Annotated in this window: 19 protein-coding genes; 5 read left to right on the top strand and 14 right to left on the bottom strand. The window is 63.8% G+C overall.

Translation table 11 applies throughout. The annotated features are described in order from the left end of the window. Positions 1-12 precede the first annotated feature (12 nt). The 3 genes from betA to HZR81_RS12525 all read right to left on the bottom strand — a co-directional run bounded on the left by betA (position 13) and on the right by HZR81_RS12525 (position 5,333). On the bottom strand, positions 13-1,686 hold the full coding sequence (betA, locus tag HZR81_RS12515) for a choline dehydrogenase (RefSeq protein ID WP_500128265.1): 1,674 nt from the start codon (positions 1,684-1,686) through the stop codon (positions 13-15). 14 nt (positions 1,687-1,700) lie between these two features. Next, positions 1,701-3,173, bottom strand: coding sequence for a betaine-aldehyde dehydrogenase (betB, locus tag HZR81_RS12520; protein WP_500128266.1), 1,473 nt, complete (start codon positions 3,171-3,173; stop codon positions 1,701-1,703). A 93-nt stretch (positions 3,174-3,266) separates the two neighbouring features. Continuing rightward, positions 3,267-5,333 (bottom strand): choline transporter, encoded by a 2,067-nt coding sequence (locus HZR81_RS12525; protein ID WP_500128267.1) that lies wholly within the window; start codon positions 5,331-5,333, stop codon positions 3,267-3,269. 434 nt (positions 5,334-5,767) lie between these two features. On the opposite strand from HZR81_RS12525, the gene trpB reads away from it, so the two are divergent. After that, a complete protein-coding gene (trpB, locus tag HZR81_RS12530; protein ID WP_500128268.1) occupies positions 5,768-6,976 on the top strand; it encodes a tryptophan synthase subunit beta in 1,209 nt (402 codons plus the stop codon). Between the two features lie 109 nt (positions 6,977-7,085). Further along, the gene (gene tsaA, locus HZR81_RS12535) at positions 7,086-7,793 is read left to right on the top strand and encodes a tRNA (N6-threonylcarbamoyladenosine(37)-N6)-methyltransferase TrmO (RefSeq protein ID WP_500128269.1); all 708 of its coding nucleotides are present in this window, start codon (positions 7,086-7,088) and stop codon (positions 7,791-7,793) included. A gap of 19 nt (positions 7,794-7,812) precedes the next feature. Here the strand turns inward: tsaA and HZR81_RS12540 are convergent, their stop codons facing one another. From HZR81_RS12540 to HZR81_RS12575, 8 genes are all read right to left on the bottom strand, one after another. After that, the gene (locus HZR81_RS12540; protein WP_500128270.1) at positions 7,813-10,350 is read right to left on the bottom strand and encodes a penicillin acylase family protein; all 2,538 of its coding nucleotides are present in this window, start codon (positions 10,348-10,350) and stop codon (positions 7,813-7,815) included. A 76-nt stretch (positions 10,351-10,426) separates the two neighbouring features. After that, positions 10,427-10,888 (bottom strand): DUF2489 domain-containing protein, encoded by a 462-nt coding sequence (locus HZR81_RS12545; RefSeq protein ID WP_125869542.1) that lies wholly within the window; start codon positions 10,886-10,888, stop codon positions 10,427-10,429. Positions 10,889-10,895: 7 nt separating this feature from the next. Beyond that, positions 10,896-11,084, bottom strand: coding sequence for an SEC-C metal-binding domain-containing protein (locus tag HZR81_RS12550; protein WP_125940385.1), 189 nt, complete (start codon positions 11,082-11,084; stop codon positions 10,896-10,898). A gap of 7 nt (positions 11,085-11,091) precedes the next feature. Next, positions 11,092-11,589: an LEA/WHy family protein gene (locus HZR81_RS12555; protein ID WP_174214568.1), complete on the bottom strand. Its 498-nt coding sequence runs from the start codon at positions 11,587-11,589 to the stop codon at positions 11,092-11,094. 147 nt (positions 11,590-11,736) lie between these two features. Continuing rightward, positions 11,737-12,474, bottom strand: a complete 738-nt coding sequence (locus tag HZR81_RS12560) for an S-methyl-5'-thioinosine phosphorylase (protein WP_500128271.1) — start codon at positions 12,472-12,474, stop codon at positions 11,737-11,739. A 25-nt stretch (positions 12,475-12,499) separates the two neighbouring features. Further along, complete coding sequence (gene nagZ, locus HZR81_RS12565) at positions 12,500-13,498, bottom strand: beta-N-acetylhexosaminidase (RefSeq protein WP_125869545.1); 999 nt, start codon at positions 13,496-13,498, stop codon at positions 12,500-12,502. Between the two features lie 14 nt (positions 13,499-13,512). Continuing rightward, positions 13,513-14,037, bottom strand: coding sequence for a L,D-transpeptidase family protein (locus HZR81_RS12570; protein ID WP_500128272.1), 525 nt, complete (start codon positions 14,035-14,037; stop codon positions 13,513-13,515). 39 nt (positions 14,038-14,076) lie between these two features. Further along, the gene (locus tag HZR81_RS12575; RefSeq protein WP_063543634.1) at positions 14,077-14,784 is read right to left on the bottom strand and encodes a TetR/AcrR family transcriptional regulator; all 708 of its coding nucleotides are present in this window, start codon (positions 14,782-14,784) and stop codon (positions 14,077-14,079) included. A gap of 200 nt (positions 14,785-14,984) precedes the next feature. Between HZR81_RS12575 and lexA the strand changes: the two genes are divergently transcribed. Both lexA and sulA read left to right on the top strand, forming a co-directional pair. Beyond that, positions 14,985-15,593: a transcriptional repressor LexA gene (gene lexA, locus HZR81_RS12580; protein ID WP_063543635.1), complete on the top strand. Its 609-nt coding sequence runs from the start codon at positions 14,985-14,987 to the stop codon at positions 15,591-15,593. Between the two features lie 10 nt (positions 15,594-15,603). Next, a complete protein-coding gene (gene sulA, locus HZR81_RS12585) occupies positions 15,604-16,083 on the top strand; it encodes an SOS-induced cell division inhibitor SulA (RefSeq protein ID WP_063543637.1) in 480 nt (159 codons plus the stop codon). Between the two features lie 69 nt (positions 16,084-16,152). On the opposite strand, the gene HZR81_RS12590 is transcribed toward sulA, so the two are convergent. Beyond that, entirely contained in the window at positions 16,153-16,389 is a 237-nt protein-coding gene (locus HZR81_RS12590; RefSeq protein ID WP_063543639.1) for a hypothetical protein, read from the bottom strand. 207 nt (positions 16,390-16,596) lie between these two features. Here HZR81_RS12590 and HZR81_RS12595 point away from each other — a divergent pair, with 207 nt between their 5' ends. Further along, positions 16,597-17,436 carry a DMT family transporter gene (locus HZR81_RS12595; protein WP_063543642.1) on the top strand — a complete coding sequence of 280 codons (840 nt, stop codon included), beginning with the start codon at positions 16,597-16,599 and terminating at the stop codon, positions 17,434-17,436. Between the two features lie 15 nt (positions 17,437-17,451). On the opposite strand, the gene HZR81_RS12600 is transcribed toward HZR81_RS12595, so the two are convergent. Together HZR81_RS12600 and topA are read right to left on the bottom strand one after the other, a co-directional pair. Beyond that, positions 17,452-17,970: a DUF6586 family protein gene (locus HZR81_RS12600; protein WP_063543644.1), complete on the bottom strand. Its 519-nt coding sequence runs from the start codon at positions 17,968-17,970 to the stop codon at positions 17,452-17,454. 135 nt (positions 17,971-18,105) lie between these two features. After that, positions 18,106-20,709 (bottom strand): type I DNA topoisomerase, encoded by a 2,604-nt coding sequence (topA, locus tag HZR81_RS12605; RefSeq protein ID WP_500128273.1) that lies wholly within the window; start codon positions 20,707-20,709, stop codon positions 18,106-18,108. Positions 20,710-20,843: the final 134 nt, after the last annotated feature.

Below are 20,843 nucleotides of genomic sequence, written 5' to 3' on the forward strand. Positions count from 1 at the left end.
ACGGCGCACGCGTCAACGCTGCGGTGGTTGCCGCACCGGTGCGCCGTTGGCCACGTAGTACTTCGCCGTGCTGCGCGGCAGCGGCTCATGACCGCGAATCCGATCGGCGATCTTCTCGGCGATCATGATGGTGGTCGCGTTGAGGTTGCCGGTGATGATCTGCGGCATGATCGAGGCATCCACCACGCGCAACCCGTCCACTCCATGCACACGGCCCTGCCCGTCGACCACGGCCATGTCGTCGGTGCCCATCTTGCAGGAGCAGGACGGGTGATAGGCCGTCTCCGCGTGCTCGCGGACGAAGGCGTCCAGCTCGGCGTCGCTCTGCGCCTCCACGCCCGGATTCAACTCGCGACCACGGTAGGGATCGAGCGCGGGCTGCGCGATGATCTCGCGGGTGATGCGAATGGCATCGCGAAACTCGCGCCAGTCCTGCTCGTGGGCCATGTAGTTGAACAGGATGCTGGGGTCGACCCGCGGATCGGTGGAGCGAATCTCGATGCGACCGCGACTGGGTGAACGCATCGAGCCGACGTGGGCCTGGAAGCTGTGGCCGTCATGGGCGTTGCTGCCGTTGTAGCTGACCGCCACCGGCAGGAAGTGGAACTGGATGTTCGGCCATTCGAACTCGTCGCTGCTGCGGATGAAGCCGCCGGCCTCGAACTGGTTGCTGGCACCGATGCCGCTGCCGAGGAACAACCATTCGGCGCCGATGGCCGGCTGGTTCCACCATTTCAGCGCCGGATACAGCGAAACCGGCTTCAGGCACTCGAACTGCAGGTACATCTCCAGATGGTCCTGCAGGTTCTGGCCAACGCCGGGCAGCTCGTGGACAAGTTTCACGCCGACCCGGCGCAGCAGCTCGCCCGGCCCGACGCCGGAGCGCTGCAGGATCTGCGGCGAGGCGATCGCTCCGCCGCACAGCAGCACCTCGTGACGCGCACGCACGATGTACGGGTCCTTGCGATCGCGCAGGTAGCGCACGCCCACCGCGCGCTTGCCTTCGAAAAGGACGCGATCGGTCACCGCGTGCGTTTCGATGGTCAGGTTCGGCCGCTCCCTGGCCTGATCCAGATAGCCGCGCGCCGTGCTGGCGCGCCGGCCCTGGGGTGTCACGGTACGGTCCATCGGGCCGAAGCCTTCCTGCTGATAGCCGTTGAGGTCGTCGGTACGCGGATAGCCGGCCTGCACACCGGCTTCGACCATGGCGTGGAACAGCTCGTTGCTGTCGGCCTTCGGCGTGGTCACGCTGACCGGGCCGACAGCGCCGTGGTAATCGTTGGGGCCGATGTCACGCGACTCGGCCTTGCGGAAATACGGCAGGCAGTCGAGGTAGGTCCAGTCTTCTAGTCCCGGTGCCTTGGCCCAGTTGTCGTAGTCCAGCGCGTTGCCACGGATGTAGCACATGCCGTTGATCAGCGATGAGCCGCCAAGGCCCTTGCCGCGACCGCAGTCCATGCGGCGGTTGTTCATGTGCGGCTCGGGGTCGGTCTTGTAGGCCCAGTTGTAGCGCGTGCCCTGCAGCGGATAGGCCAGCGCGGCGGGCATCTGGGTCCGGAAGTCCAGCCGGTAGTCCGGGCCGCCGGCTTCCAGCAGCAGCACGCTGACGTCGGCATCCTCGGTCAGGCGCGCGGCGAGCACGTTACCCGCCGAGCCGGCGCCGATGATGATGTAGTCATATTCCATGGTTCAAACCTCCCTCAGAACACCGAGGCGAACTCGCCCAGCTCCACCTGTACCGATTTGACCCGCGTGTAGTGCGCCAGCGAAGCGATGCCGTTTTCGCGACCGATGCCAGACTGCTTGTAGCCACCGACCGGCATCTGCGCCGGCGATTCGCCCCAGGTGTTGATCCAGCAGATGCCGGCCTCGAGGCGATGGATGATGCGGTGCGCCCGCGCCAGATCGGCCGTGACCACGCCGGCGGCGAGGCCATATTCGGTGTCGTTGGCGCGACGGATGACTTCGTCTTCGTCCTGATATTCGAGCAGGCTCAGCACCGGGCCGAAGATCTCTTCGCACACGATGCTCATGTCGTCGCTGCAGTCGCTAAAGACGGTGGGTGCGACGAAGGCGCCCCTGGCGCACTCGCCCTCGGTCACCCGCTCACCGCCACAGAGCAGCCGCGCGCCGGCGGCCTTGCCCTGAGCGATGTAGTCGAGCACCTTGTTCATCTGCGCGAAGCTGACCAGTGGGCCGAAGTTGGTCTCATCCTGCTGCGGATCACCCAGGCGGATGCGCTGCACGCGCTCCAGCAGCTTGGCCTCGAAGGCCGCTTTCAGGCCTGCGGGAACGAACACTCGGGTGCCGTTGGTGCACACCTGGCCGGAGCTGAAGAAGTTGGCCATGACCGCGATATCGGCCGCGCGATCCAGATCGGCGTCCTCACAGACGATCAGTGGCGACTTGCCGCCCAGTTCCATGGTCACGTCCTTCAGCGAAGAGCCTGCCGCGCTGGCCATGACCTTCTTGCCGGTGGCCACACCGCCGGTGAAGGACACCTTGGCGATACGTGGATGCTCGGTGATCAGCGCCCCGACGCCGGCGCCACTGCCGGTCAGCACGTTGAACACGCCATCGGGCAGCCCGGCCTCGCTGAAGATTTCTGCCAGCTTGAGCGCGCTCAGGGGCGTGACCTCACTGGGCTTGAAGATCATCGCGTTGCCCGCGGCCAGCGCCGGAGCGGCCTTCCACAGGGCGATCTGGATCGGATAGTTCCAGGCACCGATGCCGGCCACCACGCCCAGCGGTTCGCGCCGGGTGTAGACGAAGCTGCTGTCGCGCAGCGGAATCTGCTCGCCCTCGATGGCCGGAGCCAGGCCCGCGTAGTACTCCAGCACGTCGGCACCGGTGACGATGTCAACGCTGCGGGTCTCGCTCAGCGGCTTGCCGGTGTCCAGGGTTTCCAGCAGCGCCAGCTCGTCGTTGCGCTCGCGCAAGAGATCGACCGCGCGCCGCATGATTCGCGCCCGCTCGATACCGGTCAGCGCCGCCCAGATGCGCTGGCCCTGCTCGGCGCTTTCAACCGCGCGTTCCAGATCGGCCGCACCGGCCTCCGCCACTTCGGCCAGGACTTCGCCGTTGGCCGGGTTGATGCTCTCGAAGGTCTGGTTGCTGCTGGCGTCGACATAACCGCCATGGATATAGAGTTGCTGCCGTGGGAAACGGGCCATGTTCTACCTCGTTGGTACTGTCTGTGGCGGCAGCGGATCGACGCTGCCGCGACATGGATGGAACGCCTCGGGGATCGCCCGAGGCGTGCAGGGTCAGGGTGTCGGCGCCGCGCCCGGATTGGGCATGCCGCTTTCACCACCGCCGTTCTCGCGTTGCAGATGTAGGAAGTGCATGTGGTGCTCGTAGTGGTCGAGGATGTCCTCGATCAGCTGGCGCCGGGAGTAGCCCATCAGGTCGTAGCCCAGGCTGCCCTGGCGCAGATGCACCTCGAGCCGGTAGTAGTGGGCGTTGCTGCTCTGCGTGCGCAGGGCGAAGGACGGCATGGTGCCGCGCACCGGCCAGATCTGGTAGGTAAAGTCCTGCTCGCTGCCCAGATTGACGTGCAGCGCCAGGTGCTCGTTGCCCGGTTCGCCTTCGACGATCTCCACCGGCACGCCCTTCTCGCCCAGCGCCTTCTGGATCTCCTCCATCGCCGGTTTGCACACGTCCTTCAGGTAGCGACGGATCTGCGATCGGCTGGGGAAACTCATCGCCCGCGACAGGCGCTGACTCCAGTTCATCTGCGTGTGTTCCAGCGTGGCGCGCCCGGACAGGTAGCCGGCGAGGCTCTTCTGGTAGCTGTCGGCCATGACGCCTTCGACGTGCAGTGCCTTGAACAGTCCGTACATCATGAACAGCAGAACGATGGAGAACGGCAGCCCCATGATCACCACGGTGCCCTGCAGCGCGGTCAGCCCGCCGGCAATCAGCAGTGCCAGAGTGAGAATGCCGATGATCGCCGCCCAGAGGATGCGCATCCACACCGGTGCATCGCTGTTCACATCCTTGAGGATGGAAGTGAAGTTCGAAAGCACCAGCGAGCCGGAGTCGCCGGAGGTAACGAAGAACACTATTGCGAGGATGGTCACCACGATGGTGGTGAGACCGGCCCAGGGCAGGCTCTGCAGGAACAGATAGATCGACGAGCCAGGGTTGCTCACCGCCTGCTGGCCGAATTCGAGGGCACCGCCCATGACCATCTCGATGGCGCTGTTACCCATGATCGACATCCAGGCCATCATGAAGGCCAGCGGCAACAGCAGCGTGCCGATGACGAACTCGCGGATGGTGCGACCACGGGAAATGCGTGCCAGGAACAGACCCACGAACGGCCCCCAGGCAATCCACCAGGCCCAGAAGAACACCGTCCAGGCATTCAGCCAGTCGGTCGGCCGGCGGTAGGCGTAGGTGTCCAGCGACAGGCTGATGAAGTTGGAGAAGTAGTCGCCGACGTTCATCACCAGCGCATTGAGTAGGAACACCGTATCGCCGACTACCAGCACGAACAGCAGCAGCAATACCGCCAGCAGCATGTTGAATTCGGAAAGTCGGCGAATGCCGCGCTCGACACCGGTCGCCGCCGAGATCGCCGAGAACACCACGATCAGCACCACCAGCACGGCCTGGGTGAAGGTGCCTTCCGGTACGCCGAAGATGTAGTTGAGGCCGAAGTTCAGCTGGATGATGCCGATGCCGAGACTGGTGGCTATGCCGAACACCGTGCCGAGCACCGCGGCGGTATCGACGGTATGCCCAATGGGGCCGTAGATGCGCTTGCCGAAGATCGGATACAGCGCCGAACGGATCGACAGCGGCAGGCCCTGGCGGAAGCTGAAATACGCCAGCGACATGCCGACCAGGGTATAGACACCCCAGCCCGAAAGCCCCCAGTGCAGAAAGGTCAGTTCCATCGCGTGGCGTGCGGCCTGGGTGGTCCCGCCCTCGCCTACCGGCGGTTCGAGGAACTGGGTGATGGGCTCGGCGATACAGAAGAACAGCAGGTCGATACCGATACCGGCGGAAAACAGCATCGCCGCCCAGGTGACCACATTGAATTCAGGCTTGGAATGATCTGGCCCGAGGCGGATCTTGCCGTAGCGGCTGGTGGCGACGATCACCACGAAGAGCAGGTAGACCAGCACGGCGAGAAAGTAGAACCAGCCGAAGCTGTCGGATATCCAGCCAAGCACCGTATTGATGACCGCTTGGGAGCGATCAGTGAAGAACATCGTCCATATGGCAAACGCCACGATGGCGATTGCGGAACCGTAGAACACTACGGGATTGATCCGGTCAGCCGGCGCTTCGGAATCATTGGGCGAGAGCTCAGCCTCGTTCATCAGTTCGATCTCCTGAACTTGTTCTGGCTTTACGACATCGCAGTGCGACGTATTGCGGCAGGCGGCGTGCAAATTTGCCAAGGGTTACGCGGCCTGATGGCGGGGCGGGCATGCAAGACATGCTGTGCTGATGACAGCCATACCCATCGGCACGCGGGCATGCCGACCAAACAAAAAGCGTTGATTTGCTCCGATAAGATGAAATAACCGGCGCATCCTACACGATAAATCAAAATCCTGCGAACCGAGACTGGCACCCTTCGCCATGACTGACCACCACCAGCCCTTCGCCGAGCCTATTCGGAGCGCCGCAACGCCACGAAAAAACGAGGAGTCACTGCGCGGTTGCCGCTACGTTTTCAGCGGCCCAGGCGCTGGCTTATGATCGCCCCGCGTAAGCACCTCCCGCCTTTTTCACCAGCAGAGATGAACCCATGTCGTCCGATCCTCGTTTCACTGCCATGCCCGACGCCAACGGATACTTCGGCCCCTACGGCGGCCAGCTGGTGCCGCCGCACCTCAAGCAGGCGATGGACGACATCAACCTGGCCTACGAAGAGATCCGCCAGCGCGAGGACTTCCAGCAGGAACTGGCCGCACTGTTCGCCGACTACGTGGGCCGCCCAAGCCCGATCTTCCATGCGCGACGGCTGTCCAAGCAGCTCGGTGGTGCGCAGATTCACCTGAAGCGCGAAGACCTGAACCACACCGGCGCGCACAAGATCAATCACTGCCTGGGCGAGGCACTGCTGGCCAAGTTCATGGGCAAGAAGAAGGTGATCGCGGAAACCGGTGCCGGCCAGCATGGGGTCGCGCTGGCCACCGCCTGCGCACTGGTAGGTATTCCCTGCGAGATTCACATGGGCCAGGTGGATATCGAGAAGGAGCACCCGAACGTCACCAAGATGAAGATCCTCGGTTGCAAGCTGGTAGCCGTCACCCGCGGCGCGGCGACGCTCAAGGAAGCAGTGGACAGCGCCTTCGAGGAATACCTGAAGGACCCGCACAACTACATCTACGCGATCGGATCGGTGGTCGGCCCGCACCCGTTTCCGAAGATGGTCCGCGATTTCCAGTCGATCATCGGTAACGAGGCCCGCGAGCAGTTTCTCTCCAGACACGGTCGTCTGCCGGATCATGTGGTCGCCTGCGTCGGCGGCGGCTCCAATGCTATGGGCATGTTCACCGCCTTTCTGGAGGATGCCGCGGTCGAGCTGGTCGGTATCGAGCCGGCGGGCGAAAGCCTGGACAAGCCCGGCCGCCATTCGGCCACGCTGTCCAAGGGCAAGCCCGGCGAACTGCATGGCATGGCCTGCTATGTGCTGGAAGATGCCGAGGGCAATCCGTCCGCGGTGCACTCCATCGCCTCCGGCCTGGATTACCCCGGTGTCGGTCCGCAGCACAGTTATCTCAAGGACATCGGCCGGGTGAACTACCAGGCCGCGACCGACCAGGAATGCCTGGACGCCTTTATGACCCTGTCGCGTGTCGAAGGCATCATCCCCGCCCTGGAAAGCGCTCACGCCGTGGCCTGGGCGATTCGCAGCGCGCCAACGCTGAGCAAGGACAGCCACATCCTGGTCAACCTTTCCGGCCGCGGCGACAAGGATGCCGACTACGTCGCCAATCTGCTCGGTCTGTAAGGTCTTGGCATCGGGCCGCCGCTTCAACGAGCGCGCGGCCCGACGTCGCGCAACGAGGCGCCATAGCGGGTAAGATGCGCAGCCGCCCGCCCGTATCCAGGCCTGCCCCATGCAACACAGCGTCTCGCCTATCGGCTACGTTCGCTCCTGTTTCAAGGAGAAGTTCGCCATCCCCCGCCAGCCCAGCCTGGCGCCAGCCGCACGTGGAGTGGTGGAACTGCTGCCGCCGTTCGACAACGGGGAAGCGGTAGCCGGGCTCGAGCAGGTCAGCCATGTATGGCTGCTGTTTCTTTTCCACCAGGCACTGGAAAGCAAACCCCGCCTCAAGGTCCGCCCGCCACGTCTGGGCGGCAATCGCATGGTCGGTGTGTTCGCCACCCGCGCGACCCACAGGCCCAACGGTATCGGTCAATCGGTGGTCAGGCTGGATCGGGTCGAAGCGGATCGGCTGTTCATCTCCGGCATCGACCTGCTGGACGGCACCCCGGTGCTGGACATCAAGCCCTACGTGCCCTACGCCGATGCGCTGCCGGATGCGCGCAACGACATGGCCGCCGACGCACCAGAGATGATCGAGGTGCGGTGGTCGGAAACTGGACTATCGCAGGCCCGCTGCGAAGCATTACGCCTCGGCGAGCCGCTGGTGGAACTCATCGAGCAGTGCCTGGCGCAGGACCCGCGCCCGGCCTATCAGAAACCCGAACCGGAACGGCGCTACGGCGCGCAGTTCTGGGATGTGGACGTGCGCTGGCACTATCCGACGCCAGACGTGATCCGCGTTCTCGAAGTCGCGCCAGCAGCGCCGCAACCGGCTTGACGCCAGAGCGGCGCTCTCCTCACTTGCCGGCTGGCGTCAGCAACAGGCGTTGGTTGCCATAGACCTTGTCGAGATTCTCCGCCTTGAACGGGAAACTCATGTAGTTCGCCTTCATCCATGCGTCGATGCCGTCGGCGTAATGCGGGCTGGCCGGATTGCCCGACTGGCCTGAACTGTTGAGGCCGATCATCGGCTCGTCACGGCCAAAGTCGACGATGATGCGCATCGCAGGAATCAGCCAGGTATCGAAATCCGAACCCAGGTGATAGGCCGAGGCGTTCAGCGTGCTGTGGTCGCCGCCCATGGCATAGGGACCGCGGTCCAGGTAGTCGCCGATGGCGTTGATCTTGCTCCGCTGGCCCGCCGGCATATGCGGCGCCAGCTGCGTCGCGCCGGAGGTCCAGCGAGCCGTATGCAGCTTGCCCCACTGCCACGCACTGCGATCGTTGCCCAGGCGGCTTTCCAGCAAGGTCACCGCTGCAGCCAAACTGCGCGCGAGGATCGCCGGTTTGTCTTCGGTTTGCGCGGTGCGCTGGTCGTTCCAGAACGGGCTGTCCTCGCGCCCGAGCAGGTGGTCGGCCTGGGCCGAATAGGAGGTGTTGGCCGTCTGTACCAGCGCACGCCAGGCCGGCGAGTCCTCAGGCCCCAGTTCGTCGAAGAAGATGTGCCGCGCGCTTTCGTGCAGGAAAGCGCCATACAGTGCAGCATCCGCCGAATCCGCAGTGAGCTTGCCGTCGAACGCCATCAGCCGATCCAGCGCTTCTCGCGCCTTGTTGCGCTCGGTGGCCGGCAGTGCATCGATTGCCTGGCGCAACGGCTCGGCCATGCCCGGCGCCTCGAACATGGTCCTGAGCTTGGCGGCGAAGGGCGTCACCTGGTCGTACTGCATGGCGATGGTGCTGCGGGTGTCATGCTTGCCCCGGCCGGCCAGTTCCGCCAGGCGCTCGTAACGCTCCGGACCATACCAGGAGCTGGACAGCTGCATTCCGTAACCGCGCGGCACGCTGCGATGATTGGCGGTGCCGAGCCAGCCCTGGATCGGATCCTGGTCGTAGGGATGCAGCATCGGATCGGCGAAACCATCCCACTCATATCGATTGTCCCAACCGGGCGACGGCACCAGCCCCAGCCCCTCGCGACGGTTGGGGAAACGTCCGGTGACCTGCCAGCCGATTCCCTGCTGGTCAGCAAAGACCAGATTCAGCGCGGTTGCACGAATTTCGCGGGTCGCCTCGAAGGCCTGGTCCACCGACTGCGCGCGGGACAGGTCGAAGAAAGCGTCCAGCGTGCGATCGGCCTCCAGTTGCGTGGTCTTCAGTGCCAGACCGTAGCCGCTGGCGAGCTGCAGCGGCTGCAAGGGGTGCTTGCGCTCGCCCAGCGCCGTGTTCAGCAGCGGGCCGTTGCGGGTTTCGTAAATGGTCTCGCGAATCGGTCGCTCGCCTTTGACGAAGTAGGTCTCATGCCGCTCGCGGGCCGGCAGCCATTTGCCGTCGGCCAGGTACATCAGCCGCGAGCCTTCGCGGCGCAGCTGCTCGAGATAGAGGTCCTGATTGTCGCCCATGACCATGGTCATGCCCCAACCGAGCTTGCCGTTGAAGCCGGCGACCACTGCGGGCACCCCGGCGATGGTGACGCCCGCGGCCTGGAACTTCGGTGCGCGGATCTGCATGAAATTCCAGTACGAGGGCATCGACAGCGGCAGGTGCGTGTCATTGGCCAGGATCGGCTTTCCGCTGCGCGTATTGCTGCCGGCGATGGCCCAGTTGTTGGAAGCCGCCATGCCGGCCGGCGTCAGAGCCGCCAGAGGCTGTGTGGCACGTTCGAGTGCCGCCAGCCCGGGCACATTGCCACCCAGGTTCAAGCCCTTGAGCTTGTCCACCTCGTCGAACGGCAACACCTCGTCCGGGTAGATGGGCAACAGCCAGGCCAGCTTGTCGCTGCCCACCTTCTGCGCCATCAGCAACGCGGCGACCTCTTCCTGCAGGTTCTGCGACAGGCCGAAATTGAGCAGGCAGAACACCAGTACCGAGTCCTCCGGCTTCCAGTACTCAGGCTTGTAGCCGGACTCGGCAAGGTCCATCGGCAGTTTGTCGCGATGACGATACAGGTAGGCGTTCACGCCACGGGCGTAGACCTCGAAGAACTTTTTCATCCTCGGCGAGGATTCGCGATAGAGCAGCTCGGCGCTCTGGCGCAGATTCACCGCACGCATGAAGCGGTCGGTCTCCAGCACGCCCGGGCCTACCATTTCCGCCAGGCGACCCTGGGCCATCAGCCGCAGGCTGACCATCTGGCTCAGCCGGTCGGTGGCGTGGACGTAACCCATGGCGAACAGCGCATCGTGAAACGACGAGGTCTCGATCAGTGGCATGCCCAGCGAATTGCGCCGGATGCTCGCACTGCCTGCCAGTCCGGTTAGCGGCTGGATGCCCTGCGCTGGCGGCAGACTGGCGCTGTAGCGGTTATCGAGATAGGCCTGACAACCGCCGAGGCCGGCCAGGCCGAGCGCGGCCCCCAACGTCAGACGAACCAGGGCGTACGGCAGACGCAGAGACATCGAAGACTCCTGTGCGGGCTTGGCGAGGGATGGGTGCTAACAGATTAGAGGGCGTACGGCGAAGAAGATCAGTCGATCAGGCCGCGTCGCGGGATTTTGGCAGAGCTTCGTCGAGCAGCCAACGGGCCGAACGGCGCGCTTCGGCCTTGTGTTGCAACTCGAGCGCGCTGAACTGCGCCTCGTGGCGCCGACGTTCGCTCTTGTCCAGCGCCTTCCAGGCTGCATGGGTCGGCACTTGCTCTGTGGCGTCGAACAACTGCTGGAACACCTGGCAACGGGGATGCTGCCCGAGGGTGACGTCGTAGTTGTCGAGCAGCACCTTGATGCGGATGGCGCCCTCGATCAGCGGCAGCTGCTCGTCCAACAGACAGCTGGCGAGGATTCGCAGATCCTCGGCCAACGCCGTCTGCTGTTGTGCGCGTGCCTCGGCCTGCAAACGCTCGTTGCGCCACACGCGACGCCACAGGTACAGCGCATAGCCGGCCAGTGCTGCAACCAGCAGCACGGCGAGGACGAGCAGACCGAGGAAAAGACTCATGGAAGCATCAGGCCCCGTGGCACTTCTTGTATTTCTTCTGGCTGCCGCAGGGGCACGGATCGTTGCGACCGACATCCTTCAGCGGATTGCGCGCCGGCTCGTGTCCATGATTGCAGTGCGGACCGTGAACGTGGTGATGGTCATGGTCGTGATCGTGGTTGCAGTCGGGACCATGCACATGGGGTTCGTGACTCATCTGGGTACTACTCCGGAATAAAGTTGCCCGGGATTATCTCGCCGTTGTTGGAAATGTGCACGCGTCGCCCAGCCATCAGCCCGGTCTTGAGCTCGCCAGCCAGTCGGTAGTTGATCGGGCGATCCGGTTTTTCCAAGAGCCGCACGATGTACTTCATGTGCCGCCACAGATTGGTGTGCACCGGCACCTCGTAGTACTCGAAGCTGTTGGCAGGAACGGTCAGCCAGCCACTGGACTCGCCGCTGGCCAGTTCCACGTCGTTGAGATGGACCGTGTAGATGAGGCCTCGCACCGGCAGGCTGTGATCGTTGGGGTTGTCGATGCGGAAGCGCAGCATGAACTGCTGTTCCAGCAGCCGCGCCTTGATGATATCGACCTTGGTGAGTGCGACTTTCGGGTCCTTGAAATTACCCGAGAACCAGGTCGAACAACCGGCCATACCGCCAAGCAGCGTCAGCAACACGACCGTTCTTAGAATTCTTATTGTGTGTGCCTGGCAAGACATTCCGGTACTCCAAAGGACGGCCAAGTGTAGCAAGCGGCATGTTCACCGCAATGGGGTGGCGCCGCAAAATTACCAGTCTCAGGCCGCAATATGACACTGTCGTTGCAGGCATGCACAGCGGCATTCAGGCCACCGGCCAATGCACGATCAACCGGCCAGCAGGCGAGCCAGGACCAGTCGCGCCTTGCCGATGCCAGCGGCGAGCGCCGCCTCGATCTGTGCCATGGTGATCACCCCATCCGCCTTGCCAGCTGCTGGATTGACCACCAATGCGAGGCAGGCGTACGGCAGTTCCAGCTCACGGGCCAGGGCCGCCTCGGGCATGCCGGTCATGCCGACGATGTCGCAACCGTCGCGCTCCATACGGACGATCTCCGCAGCCGTTTCAAGACGCGGCCCTTGAGTGCAACCGTACACGCCATGACCACTGAAGGCGAAACCCTCGGCGGCGAGCGCCCCGATCAGGCGTTCGCGCAATGCTTCGTCGTAGGGGTAGCTGAAATCGATGTGGGTCACGTGGTCGATGTCGCCTTCGAAGAACGTCTGTTCCCGGCCATAGGTGTAATCGATGATCTGATGCGGTACGCAGAAATGACCGGCCCCCATCGCCGAGTGAATGCCGCCCACCGCGTTGACCGCGACCACCGCTTCGGCGCCGGCCTGCTTCAGTGCCCAGAGATTGGCGCGATAGTTCACCTGGTGCGGCGGAACACGATGCGGATGGCCGTGCCGGGCCAGGAACAGCACCTCACGACCACCATACTCGCCCCGCAGGACTTCGGCGGAGGGCCGCCCATAGGGCGTATCGATCAGCTGCGCACGATGCAGCTGGAAGCCGGTCAGCTGGGTCAGACCGGTACCGCCGATGATGGCATGGACAGTCATGGAGTATTCCTTGAGATGTGAGCAATCAGTCGATCAGATCGGCAGCTTTCAGCGTGCCAATGGCATCCAGCCAACGAGGGGTCTGCTTGTAGTCCGTCGCATTACCCGCCCGGCTACGCATGCGCGACAGTGCAGCCGACGGCGTGACCTTCAAGCGCTGCAGCGCGGCCAGCGCCAGTTCGGCCGCCGCACGGTCGTTGCAGACGAGTCCCATGTCGCAGCCAGCGCCGAGGGCGGCTTCGATCCGGCCTGCTGCGTCGCCGGCGACATGCGCACCCGCCATCGAAAGATCGTCGCTGAAGATCACACCCTTGAAGCCCAGCTCGCCACGCAGGATGTCCTGCAGCCAGCGCCGGGAAAAGCCCGCAGGCTGCTCGTCGATCTGCGGATAGATGACATGCGCCGGCATGATCGCATCGAGCGTGCCGCTCAATGCCTGGAAGGGAATCAGATCACATCGGCGCAGCTCGTCGAGGCTGCGCTCATCGACCGGGATCGCAACATGGGAATCGGCCTCGGCCCAGCCATGCCCCGGGAAATGCTTGCCGGTGGCGGCCATGCCGGCGGCATGCATGCCGCGAATGAAGGCATCGATCAGCTTCACCGCGATCTGCGGGTCACCCTCGAAGGCGCGCGCGCCGACCACCGCGCTACGCTGATGATCCAGATCGAGAACCGGGGCGAAACTGAAATCCAGGCCCACGGCGAGCACCTCGCTGGCCATGACCCAGCCGCAGGCTTCGGCCAGCCTGGGAGCGTCGGCGCAACGTGCCAACTCGCGCATCGCAGGAAGCCGCACGAAACCCTGGCGCAGCCGCTGCACGCGGCCGCCCTCCTGATCCACCGCCAGAAGCAGGTCGGGGCGCACGGCGCGAATCGCGCGGCACAGCTCGTCCACCTGGCGCGGGCATTCGATGTTGCGAGCGAACAGGATGAGCCCGCCCACCTCGGGTTGGCGCAGCAGCTGCCGATCCTCGGCAGTCAGCCAGGTGCCGGCGATATCCAGCATCAGTGAACCGTGCATACAGACGCAGATCCTTATTCGAGTTCAGCGGCAGCCCAGTCTGGGCAAGGTGCCTCGGTGATGCGCACCGGACAGTGCGGCGGCACCCTGGGAAAAAGTTGCAGCAGATCGGCATTGCGCATACGCACGCAGCCGTGGGAAAGCGGCACACCCATCGGTTCGCAATCGGGCGTGCCGTGGATGTAGATGTAACGGCGGAAGGTATCGACCCTCCCCATCCGGTTGACGCCCGGCTCGCAACCGCTGAGCCAGAGGATGCGAGTGAGTATCCAGTCGCGCCCGGGGAAATTTGCGTGCAGCTCCTGCGACCAGATTTCGCGGGTCCAGCGCCGCCCGCGCAGCACTGCCCCCTTGGGTAGGCCGTCGCCAATGCGCGCACGCACCTGATGCAGGCCGCGCGGCGTACAGCCGGAACCATTCTGTTCGCCGACGCCGTTACGCGCGGTGGACACCGGAAAGCGCAGACGCAGCTGCCCATCGGCAAAGCCGTAGAGCTGCTGGTCAGCGATGGAAATATGCAGAAGATCGAGAAAGGCCATGGGCGGCTAGCTTAGCCGATCCCCCGGTAGCCTTGTAGCTCAAGCCTTGGCCGGAATGGCCGCTGCGTTGCGCCGCGCGACGGGTTGCGCCGCCGCCAGGGTACTGTCATCGATGCCGCTGTCGGCCCGCATGCCGGCGGCCAGGAATGGCACCATCATGCGCATCACCTGTTCGATCGATGTGCGGACGCCGAAGTCGTTCTCGGAGATCGCACGTAGCGCCTTGATACCGGACATGCTGAATGCCGCGGCCCCCAGCATGAAATGCACACGCCAGAACAGCTCGATCGGCGGAATGGCCGGCGCTGCGTCATGGACCTTGAGCATGTAGCGGCGAAACACCTTGCCGTACATGTCTTCAAGGTAGCGCCGCAGGTGCCCCTGGCTCTGACTGAAGGACAAGCCAAGCAGCCGCATGAAGATCGACAGGTCATCGCCGCTGCGCGGCTTGACCGCCAGTGCCTGCTCGACGAGGATTTCCAGCAGCTCCTCCAGCGTGTCCTTCTTGTCGGTGAGCGCCTCGCGGCGATCCAGCTCACGTTCCAGGCTGGCACAGAACGGCCCGAGGAAGCGCGAGAACACTGCCTGGATGAGTGCCTTCTTCGAACCGAAGTGGTAATTCACCGCCGCCAGGTTGACCCCAGCCTTGCTGGTGATCAGACGAAGCGAGGTTTCGGCGAAGCCTTTTTCCGCGAACAGCTGTTCCGCTGCATCAAGAATGCGCTCAACTGTTTCCGACTGCGCCATGCCCCCTCCGAAAGACAAACAACTGTTTGAAACTTACGTTTCACCGACCGGCAAGTCAACCACGAAACGCCTTGCGGCACTAGCGTCATTGTCGCAGACGCGCTGCGTCGCACACCGGCTACGCCACCGAGAAACATTCATTGCCAAGGCCGAAGCACTGTATATAATCCCAGGCACTGTATAAAAGAACAGAGACCGACATGATCAAGCTGACGCCTCGCCAGACGGAAATCCTCGCCTTCATCAAGCGCTGCCTGGAAGACAACGGTTATCCGCCAACCCGCGCGGAGATCGCTCAGGAGCTCGGCTTCAAGTCGCCCAATGCCGCCGAAGAGCACCTCAAGGCGCTTGCCCGCAAAGGCGCTATCGAGATGACGCCCGGCGCATCACGCGGGATACGTATTCCCGACTTCGAACCCACGCCCGCCGAAACCGGCTTGCCGATCATAGGCCGCGTCGCCGCCGGCGCCCCGATACTGGCTCAGCAACATGTCGAGGAATCCTGCCAGATCAGCCCCGCCTTTTTCCATCCACGCGCCGATTATCTGCTGCGTGTGCACGGCATGAGCATGAAGGACATCGGCATCTACGACGGCGACCTGCTGGCCGTGCATACCACCCGTGAGGCCCGCAACGGCCAGATCGTGGTGGCGCGGGTCGGCGATGAGGTGACCGTCAAGCGTTTCAAGCGCGACGGCAAGAAGGTCTGGCTGCTGGCGGAGAACCCGGAGTTCGCCCCCATCGAAGTCGACCTCGAACATCAGGAATTGGTCATCGAAGGCTTGAGTGTCGGCGTTATACGCCGCTGAGGAGAAGGTTATGCAGTACCAGACCAGCACTTCCCGGCCCCAGCTATCGCTGTTCGACGGTGTCATCGCACAAAGCCTGGCCCCCTTCGGCAGCCTCGCACCGCGCAGCAAACCCGAGCAGGAGAAAAAGGATCACCTGAGCGAGTTGAGCCTCAGCGGCAGCAGCCAGCACTGCCATCTGCTGCTCACGCCGATCCTGCGCGAACTCGGCGATGCGACGGACAGCCGCTGGCTGACACTGATCGCGCCGCCCGCCTTCCTTTCACAGAACTTCCTGCGCAAGTGCGGCCTGAATCGCGAGCGCATCATCCTCCTGCAACCGCGCAATGCCGAAGGTGCGCTGGAACTGGCGTGCAAGGCACTGGCGTCCGGCTGCAGCCATACCGTCATCAGCTGGCTCGGCCACCTCGACGACGCGACACGCAGCAAGCTGCGCAACGCCGCCAGTCTGGGCGAAGCGCAGAGCCTGAATATTCGTCTGGGTTGTTGAGTGGCAAGCACAGGGACGTGCTGCCTGGCATGAAGCGATGGTGGAACCGCCGCGGCGACGCAGCTGCGCTCAGTGCAGAACGCGTGGCTCGTCGTCATCGTGATCGAAATCGCCTTCCGTCATCCGACCCGCCATCTGAACACCCACATTGAACATCGCCTTGGCGATTTCCACGTGCTGCCCCTGCAGGAACAGCTTGGCATCGTCAGAAAAGTCCAGAGTGACCAACACCTCTTCGCCCTCGGCACGACGAAGCACGATGCGCCCGTCCGGTAGCTCGACGATTTCAAGAAAAGATGTAGGCATGGATCAGCTCCGCGTGAAAGGCGGCCATTGTAACAGCCGACCGGGATCGGGGCAGCCTTTGGCTTTCCAGAGCCCCCACGAGGGAGCGCTGCGGGACACATGTATCGAGCAGTCCGTCGAAGAAAATGACGTGCCCCGGGTGGATCGGCAACGTAGCATGCGCTGAAAAAAGCGCGCGCATCTCTGCGCCGGGACAAGGAATCGTGCATGACCACCCGCACCTTGCTACTGACCGCACTGGCCATGCTGGCGTTCGCCGGCAACTCGATCCTCTGCCGGATCGCGCTACGGGACACCGCCATCGATCCGGCCAGCTTCACCGGCCTGCGGATGGTCGCCGGGGCGCTCACCCTCTGGCTGCTGTTGCGCTTCGACAGGACCGACCAACCACTAGGTGGTGACTGGATCAGCGCCGCGGCGCTGTTCATCTACGCGGCCTGTTTTTCCTTCGCCTATATCGACCTCGACGCCGGCGCCGGCGCTCTGCTGCTGTTCGGTGCCGTGCAGCTAAGCATGCTTGCCTGGGGGTTGCTGAGAGGCGAGCGCTTCAGTGCCGGGCAGCTTGTCGGCTTGCTGCTGGCGGTGACCGGACTGGTGATCCTGCTGCTGCCGGGGAGCAGCACCCCACCCTTGGATGGCGCTTTGCTGATGATCCTGTCCGGCGTCGCCTGGGGCGTCTATTCGCTTCGCGGGCGAGGGACCGCCACACCGCTTGCAGCCACGGCGGGCAATTTTCTACGGGCGGTTCCGTTGGCGGCCCTGCTTTGCCTGCTCTTGCTGGGCCAGCAGACATGGGACTTGCCCGGCGTGGTCTACGCGCTGCTGTCCGGGGTACTGACGTCCGGGGTCGGTTACGCCATCTGGTACGCCGCCCTGCCTGGTCTGGCGGCAATCCAGGCGGCCAGCGTGCAGCTCAGCGTTCCGCTACTGGCGGCTGTTGCCGGCGCCGTGCTGCTGGGCGAGGCGGTGACCACAACGCTACTGCTGGCCGGCACCGCGATTCTGGGTGGCATCGCCCTGGTGCTAAGTATCAGGCATCGCCGCTAGCACCGCGTTACCAGATCACCACTCGGTCAGCGACTCGCGAAAGCGCAGCGCCAGCCCCTTGAGGTTCTGCCGCCAGGCTTCCAGCTCGGCGCGGGTCAGCGGCGGAGTCTCGTCCTCGACGGTGACCGCCTCGATCAATGGCTGCCGCGGATCGGTCTTGGCCTTGGCCGGGGCCCGTGGCGGCTGGAATAGCTGACGGTAGGCGGCCAGCAACTGCCCAAGCCAGGTGCTCGGCTGCTCCGACAGTTCCAGCAGCTCGGCGAGTTCAGGACTCGGCGCCGCCTCTAGAACGCTGCGCGTCAGGAACGCCTCCACCACCGGCGCATCGGCGCCCGGCGAGCGATAGTAACCGGCGATCTCGTGGCACAGGCCGAGCAGCGCACCGTACAGGTGAAACAGGCACGCCTCGCGCTCGGCCTGAGTCAGCCCTTGGGAGTTCATCGAGGCAGTCTCTTCGGCCTTGCGCCAGCTTTCCAGCGAGAGGCCGGCAAAGAAGATCTTCTGGTTGGTACGGGTGTAGAGCTCGTGAGCCATGGCATGCTCTCCGGAAGAGAATGTGCAGAGAATGGACCTTCGACGAACGCTGCACCAGCGCGAACGACGAACAGACGGCGTGGCCGTGAGGCAATCAATCCGACCGACTCGCCTGGCGAGTCGGTCGAGTCGGGTTCAGCGCTTGTCTTCGACCTGCCACTTGCCGCCGTCGTAGAACGCCTTCCAGCCGGTGGGCTTGCCGTCGACTTCGCTCTGCACGTACTGCTCCTTGGTCTTGCGGCTGAAGCGGATCACCGCCGGGCGGCCGTCCGGGTCCTGCTGCGGTGCCTGGAGCAGGAAGTGGTACTTGGGATCGATCTCGTCCTTGTGGGGAATCAGCTCTCGCACCAGCGGCGCACGGGTCTCGCGATTCTTCGGGAACTGGCTGGCAGCCAGGAACAACCCGGAAGCGCCATCGCGCAGCACGTAGGTGTCATCGACCTTCTCGCACTTGAGCTCCGGCATCTTCACCGCATCCATCTTCGGCGGCGCCGGCTCGCCATTCTTCAGCAGCTTGCGGGTGTTCTTGCATTCGGCGTTGGTGCAGCCGAAGAACTTTCCGAAACGACCGGTCTTGAGCTGCATCTCGCTGCCGCACTTGTCGCATTCCAGGCTGGGCCCCTCGTACCCCTTGATGCGGTACTGCCCTTCCTCGATCTCGTAGCCGGAGCAGTCCGGGTTGTTGCCGCAAATGTGCAGCTTGTGCGTCTCGTCGAGCAGGTAGGCATCCATCGCGGTGCTGCAGATCGGGCAGCGATGCTTGCCCAGCAGCACGCGGGATTCGGACTCGCCCTCGTCATCCGCGGCGATCTCGTCACCCGGAATGAGGTTCACGGTGGACTTGCAGCGCTCCTTCGGCGGTAGGCTGTAGCCGGAACAACCGAGGAACACGCCGGTGGACGCGGTGCGGATCATCATCGGCCGGCCGCAGACCTTGCACGGGATGTCCGTCAGCGTCGGCTGGTTGGCACGCATGCCATTCTCGCCGGACTCGGCAACCTCGAGCTTCTTGCGGAAATCACCGTAGAACTCGTCCAGTACATGCTTCCAGTCACGCTCGCCCTGGGCGACGTCGTCCAGATGCTCTTCCATGCCGGCGGTGAAGCCGTAGTCCATCAGGTTGTTGAAGCTCTCGGAGAGGCGCTCGGTGACGATGTCGCCCATCTTCTCCGAGTAGAAACGGCGATTGTGCAGCGAGACATAGCCACGATCCTGGATGGTGGAGATGATCGCGGCATAGGTGGACGGCCGGCCGATGCCGCGCTTCTCCATCTCCTTGACCAGGCTGGCTTCGGAATAGCGCGCCGGCGGCTTGGTGAAGTGCTGGCTCGGGTCGAGCTTGAGCAGCTTCATGGCGTCGCCCTTGTTCATCTCCGGCAACACGTCATCCTCACCAGCCTTGCTCTGCTGCGGCATGACCTTGGTGTAGCCGTCGAACTTCAGAATGCGGCCCTTGGCGCGCAGCTCGAAATCACCGGCAGCCACCGTAACGCTGGTGGACAGGTACTGCGCCGGCGGCATCTGGCAGGCCACGAACTGGCGCCAGATCAGCTCGTACAGACGCTCGGCATCGCGCTCCATGCCGGACAGCTGGTTCGGCCGCAGATTGACATCAGACGGGCGGATCGCCTCGTGCGCTTCCTGCGCGCCTTCCTTGCTCGAATACAGATTCGGCTTCTCGGGCAGGTACTTGTCGCCGAACTCGCCTTCGATGAAACCGCGCACCATGCTGATGGCATCAGCCGATAGATTGGTCGAGTCGGTACGCATGTAGGTGATGTAACCGGCTTCGTACAAGCGCTGGGCCATCATCATGGTCTTCTTCACGCCGAAGCCGAGGCGATTGCTCGCCGCCTGCTGCAGGGTCGAAGTGATGAAGGGCGCCGAAGGCTTGCTGCTGGTCGGCTTGTCCTCGCGCTTGGCTACGCTGTAGCTGGCGCCCTTGAGCTTCTCCAGCGCAGCATTGGCCTGCGCCTCGTTCAGCGGCTTGAACGCCTCGCCCCTCTCGCGGGCGACCTCGAAGCGTACCTTGGCCTGCTGGGCAGTCGCCAGATCGGCATGCACTTCCCAGTATTCTTCCGGAACGAACGCGCGGATCTCGCGCTCGCGCTCGACCACCAGCTTCACTGCCACCGACTGCACGCGACCGGCAGAGAGGCCGCGGGCGATCTTCGCCCAGAGCAGCGGCGAAACCATGTAGCCGACCACGCGATCGAGAAAGCGGCGCGCCTGCTGCGCGTTGACGCGATTCAGATCGAGCTCGCCCGGTTGGGAAAAGGCCTCCTGAATCGCCTTCTTGGTGATCTCGTTGAACACCACGCGCTTGTAACGGCTGTCATCGCCACCGATGGATTCGCGCAGGTGCCAGGCGATGGCCTCCCCTTCTCTATCCAAGTCGGTCGCGAGATAGATGGTGTCGGCTTCCTTGGCCAGGCGGCGCAGCTCCTCGATAACCTTTTCCTTGCCGGGCAGGATCTCGTACTTGGCCTTCCAGCCATGTTCCGGATCGACGCCCATGCGCGCGATCAGTTGACGCTTGGCCTTCTCCTTGGGCGACAGCGCGGGCGCTTCGGCCGCCGCAGCCTTGCCGCGCTTGACCGGCTCCTTGTTGGCCGAGCCGCTGGTGGGAAGGTCGCGGATGTGGCCGATACTCGACTTCACCACGTACTGGTTGCCCAAATACTTGTTGATTGTCTTGGCCTTGGCCGGTGATTCCACGATGACCAGCGATTTACCCATGGAGAGGAGAGTTCCTGAATCTAGAGGTGAACAGAGGCGGCGCCTCCGGCAGTTTGAATACCCGTGCCGTCGGTAATCGGCAAGGCATCAGCGAACGTTCGTGCGCGTTTTGCGAACGGGGCGGCTCTGCAGGA

It is taken from the genome of Pseudomonas sp. LM13 (genome assembly GCF_041381355.1).
Lineage (GTDB): Bacteria > Pseudomonadota > Gammaproteobacteria > Pseudomonadales > Pseudomonadaceae > Stutzerimonas > Stutzerimonas frequens.